Genomic DNA, 4,541 nt, shown 5'->3' on the forward strand with positions numbered 1-4,541 from the left:
GCTGCGAACATCGCTTGATCTCTCCGTTGCAAGCCGGCCGCGCGGCCAGCTACAGTTCACCTCTCTCTGCCACCAAAACCGCCACCGGGAAACAGCCTATCGTGACTTCCAGCCATTCCAGAACTGTGCCGGCCAGGACGATCCGCATCGCCGCCGCCGTCATCCGCGACGAGGGCGGCAGGCTGCTCCTGGTGCGCAAGCGCGGCACCAGCGATCCGGCCGCGGCCTTCCATCTCGGCTCGTTCTCGGCTCCCGCCGCCAACGAGCCGGAGACCCAAGTCGAGGCCGAGCTGTTCGAACTCTCCATCATTGGCGAGCCGGTCCTGGCGGCCGAGATCGAAGAGATGATCTGGCTTAACCCGGAGGCGGCGGCCGGTATCGAACTCGCGCCGTTGACCGCAACCTTCGTCCTGCCGCGCTACGGCCGCCAACCATGAATTCACGCAACGTGGAAAAACAGGCGGCGGGCGGAGCTCCCCTCACCTTCGCGGTGCTGGTCTTTCCCGGCTTTCCGATGATGGCGTTTTCGTCCGTCATCGAGCCGCTGCGCGCCGTCAACATCCTTGCCAAGCGCGAGTGCTACCGCTGGGTGATCGTCGGCGCCGATCCCGGCACGGTCGAAGCCTCCAACGGCGTCGCCATCCAGCCCGGCTTTTCCGCCGCGGGCGCGCCGAAGGTCGACCGCATCGTGGTGTGCTCGGGCGGCGATGCCGACCATATCGTGGCCGACGAGGCGATGAGCTGGATCCGCAAAAGCCTGCGCGGCGGCGCGCATATCGGCGCTGTCGCCGATGCCGCCTTCTTCCTCGCCCGCGCGGGCTTGCTCGACGGGCATGCCTGCACCTTGCACTGGACCAGCCAGGCCGCCTTCACCGAAGCTTTTCCAGATATCGAGCTTCGGCGCGATCTCTTCGTCATCGACCGCAAGCGTTTCACCTCTGCAGGCGGCGTCGGCAGCCTCGACATGATGCTGGAAATCATCACGCGCGACTACGGCGCCGAACTCGCGGCGGGGGTCGCCGAATGGTTCGTGCACTCGCCTTTACGGTCCTCCGTCGACCGCAAGCTGATGCCGCTCAGGCTGCGCACCGGCGTGCAGAACGAGCTCGTGCTGTCGGCAATCGCCATCATGGAGGACGCGGTCGAGGAGCGGCTCGGCATGGCGGAGCTGGCGGAACGGCTCGGCGTGTCGCCCGACAAGCTGGAGCGCAATTTCCGGGCTGAGCTCGATGTCTCGCCCAATGGATATTACCGGAGGCTGCGGCTGAAGCGCGCCGCCGATCTGCTCGCGCATTCGAAGCTGATGGTGCGCGATGTGGCGCTCGCTTGCGGGTTTGCTTCGATGTCGAGCTTCGCAAGGGCGTTTCGCGAGGAGCACGGGCACGCGCCGAAGGCGATGCGAAGGCATTAAGGTGCAGTGCGCGCTGACACGATGAGACGCTGGCGGGACAGCGCCCCCCTCTGGCCTGCCGGCCATCTCCCCCACTTGGGGGGAGATTGGCAGCCTCGGCGCCGCGCCCTTCTTTCAACGTCGACAATTGGCGAAGCCCTGCGCGACATCTGATCTCCCCCCTCGTGGGGGAGATGTCCGGCAGGACAGAGGGGGGCGCGAAGGATCGCTACACTGCCCATTGCCTTGCGGCATCCGGCACAACAAACGCGGAATACCGCACAAGCTCAAAACCCTGGCCGGCTATGGTCCCCGCAATAGGAGACCTTTTGATGAGCATCGTCGTTTTCGACCCCGACAGCACCGAGGATGTGGACTTCAAGGACCGCATGCGCCATCCGGCGGCGGCCGATCCCGCCGGCGGCATGTGGCTCTCCGACACCGAGCCGTCCTTCATCGATGCCGATGCGCTGCGCAAGGGCCGGCTGGCCAAGCTGCGCGCCTGGATGCGCGAAGCGGGCTATGGCGGCGTGGTGCTGTTCGACCCCTACAACCAGCGCTACGCGACCGGCTCGCGCAACATGTTCGGCTATTTCCTGCGCAACTCGACGCGCTACTTCTTCATCCCGACCGAGGGGCCGGTCGTGCTGTTCGAATATCCGCAGAGCTACCACGTCTCGATGGTGCTCGACACGATCGACGAGGCGCGCCCCTCCAAGCTCGTCTGGTCCTCCGTCTCCGGCCGCGACGACGAGACCGCGGGTCCGTTCGCTGAAGAGATCACCGAGCTCCTGAAGAAGCACGGCGGCGGCTCGATGAAGCTCGGGCTCGACCGCTGCAGTCATCTGCAGGCGCTGGCACTGGAAAGGCGCGGCTGCGAGGTGAAGGACTGCCAGGGCGAAATCCTGGCCGTGCGCGCGGTCAAGACGCCGGAGGAAGTGAAATGCCTGCAGGCTTCGATGGCCGGCGCCGAGGCGGCCGTGGCCGCCGTGCGCGAGGCGATCAAGCCCGGCGTTTCCGAAAACGAGCTCTTCGCCATCATGTATCACGAGGTGATCCGCCAGGGCGGCGAATTCATCGAGACCCGGCTGCTCACCTCCGGGCAGCGCACCAATCCGTGGTTCAACGAGGCGAGCGGGCGCAAGATCAGGCCGGGCGAGCTGGTCGCGCTCGACACCGACACGATCGGCTGCTACGGCTACTATTCCGACTTCTCGCGCACCTTCCGCTGCGGCCCGGGCAAGCCGACGCCCTACCAGAAATCGCTCTACCGCATGGCGCATGACCAGGTGCAGCACAATATCGGCATCGTGAAGCCCGGCATGGCGTTCCGCGAGATCGCCGAGAAGGCGTGGAAGATCCCGGACCGTTTTGTGGACCAGCGCTACACCTCGGTCATGCACGGCGTCGGCATGCATGGCGAGACGCCCTTCATCGCCCACGCAATGGACTACGAGACCTATGGCCGCGACGGCATCATCGTGCCGGGCATGGTGGTGAGCGTCGAAAGCTATATCGGCGAGAAAGGCGGACGCGAGGGGGTCAAGCTCGAGGACGAGATTCTCATCACCGAAACGGGGACCGAGCTGCTGTCGCGGTTTCCTTATGAGGATGAGTTTCTTGACAAGTAGCGCCGACGCATCGACAGCAAGATCCGCATGAAAACGCCCATTTCCATCCGACGCGGCACGGTGGCCGCGGTGTTCATCGATCTCCAGGAGGAGCATCGCAAGGACAAGCGCTATCTGGTCGAGGGATTTGCCGACATCCTCGCCAATGTGCAGCGCCTGCAGGAAGCGGCGCGGCGGAATTTCGTGCCGCTTTATCACTGGGCCTATATCGTCGACCTGGCCGAGGCGCGGCCGTTCCACCCGGTCGACGAAAGCGGCAAGTCTGCCTTTTCCGACAAGGACGATCCGCTAACCGCGATCTGCCACGAAGTGGCGCCGCGAAACGGCGAAGCCATGCTGATCAAGCAGGAAGCCAGCGCCTTCGGCAGGAACGATTTTGGCGACAAGCTTAAGGCCGCCGGCATCGAATGGCTGGTGATCGCCGGCGTCTGGACCGAGGCCTGCATCGACGCCACGGTGAAGGACGCGGTGGCGCGCGGGTTTCGCGTGCTTCTGGTCAAGGACGCCTGCGGCAGCGCGAGCGCGGCCATGCACCAGACCGGCATTCTCAACCTCGCCAACCGTCTCTATGGCGGCGCCGTCACCAACACGCTGGACGCCTGCCGGCTGATGGCCGGCGATACGGTGAAGGTGTGGCAGGTCGAGGGCTCGGTGCCGCTGCGCTTCACCTTCGAGAACGCGGCGCAGCTTTACGCCGAGCTCTGACGGCCGTGGCCAGCAACCCGGGCAATTCGGCGAGCCGTGGCAGATATGCCGACCGGCTCGATCCGGAACTCTGGGACTATATCGACGAGGTCAACAGCTGGTACCCGCCGGAGATCACCGCCGCGCCCATTGCCGAGCAGCGCGCGGTCTACGACAAAATGTGCGTGGCATTCCACCAGGGCCACCCCGAGGGCGTCGTCGCCAGTGACGGCCTCGTTGCCACCGCCGCGCATGCCATTCCAGTGCGGCGCTACCACATGGCGAACAACGCTGCAGCGGCCATCGTCGTCTACTATCATGGCGGCGGCTTCGTCCTTGGCGACCTCGACAGCCACGACGACATCTGCGCCGAAATCTGCGTCGGCACCGGCTTCGAGGTGGTCTCGGTCGACTACCGGCTGGCGCCGGAACACCTGCACCCGGCCTCCTTCGACGATGCGCTTGCCGTGTTCGAGTGGATCGCGGCGACGAGCGCGCTGCCGATCGTGTTGTGCGGCGCTTTCGCCGCACAACACGATCGGCCAGATGCTGATCTATCCCGGCCTGGGCGGCGACGAGACCGGGCGCTCTTATGTCGAGCACGCCGAGGCGCCGCTGCTCACCGTCGCCGATATCGAGTTCTATCGGTGTATCCGCTCCGCGCCTGGACAGTCGGCGGATGACCCGACCTTCTCGCCGCTCAGGGACCGCGACTTTTCCGGCCTGCCGCCAACCGTCATCGTCACCGCCGAATGCGATCCGCTATCGTCGGACGGCGAGGCCTACCGCGACCGCATCCTCGCCGCCGGCGGACAAGCGTGGTGGCGCGAGGAGAA

General features: G+C 65.6%; 4 protein-coding genes and 1 pseudogene. All 5 read left to right on the plus strand.

What is annotated here, in order from left to right; all coding sequences use genetic code 11:
• Positions 1-437 (plus strand): hypothetical protein (locus EOD07_RS23675; RefSeq protein WP_245470432.1); only part of this gene is annotated, 437 nt, incomplete at its 5' end.
• Positions 434-1,411 (plus strand): GlxA family transcriptional regulator, encoded by a 978-nt coding sequence (locus EOD07_RS23680; RefSeq protein ID WP_127237170.1) that lies wholly within the window; start codon positions 434-436, stop codon positions 1,409-1,411. The genes EOD07_RS23675 and EOD07_RS23680, both read left to right, overlap by 4 nt.
• A gap of 311 nt (positions 1,412-1,722) precedes the next feature.
• A complete protein-coding gene (locus tag EOD07_RS23690) occupies positions 1,723-3,021 on the plus strand; it encodes a Xaa-Pro peptidase family protein (protein WP_127237171.1) in 1,299 nt (432 codons plus the stop codon).
• A gap of 27 nt (positions 3,022-3,048) precedes the next feature.
• Positions 3,049-3,726 carry an isochorismatase family protein gene (locus tag EOD07_RS23695; protein ID WP_127237172.1) on the plus strand — a complete coding sequence of 226 codons (678 nt, stop codon included), beginning with the start codon at positions 3,049-3,051 and terminating at the stop codon, positions 3,724-3,726.
• 5 nt (positions 3,727-3,731) lie between these two features.
• A pseudogene (locus tag EOD07_RS23700) lies at positions 3,732-4,541 on the plus strand (alpha/beta hydrolase); the annotation flags it as partial.

It is taken from the genome of Mesorhizobium sp. M2C.T.Ca.TU.002.02.1.1, assembly GCF_003997225.1.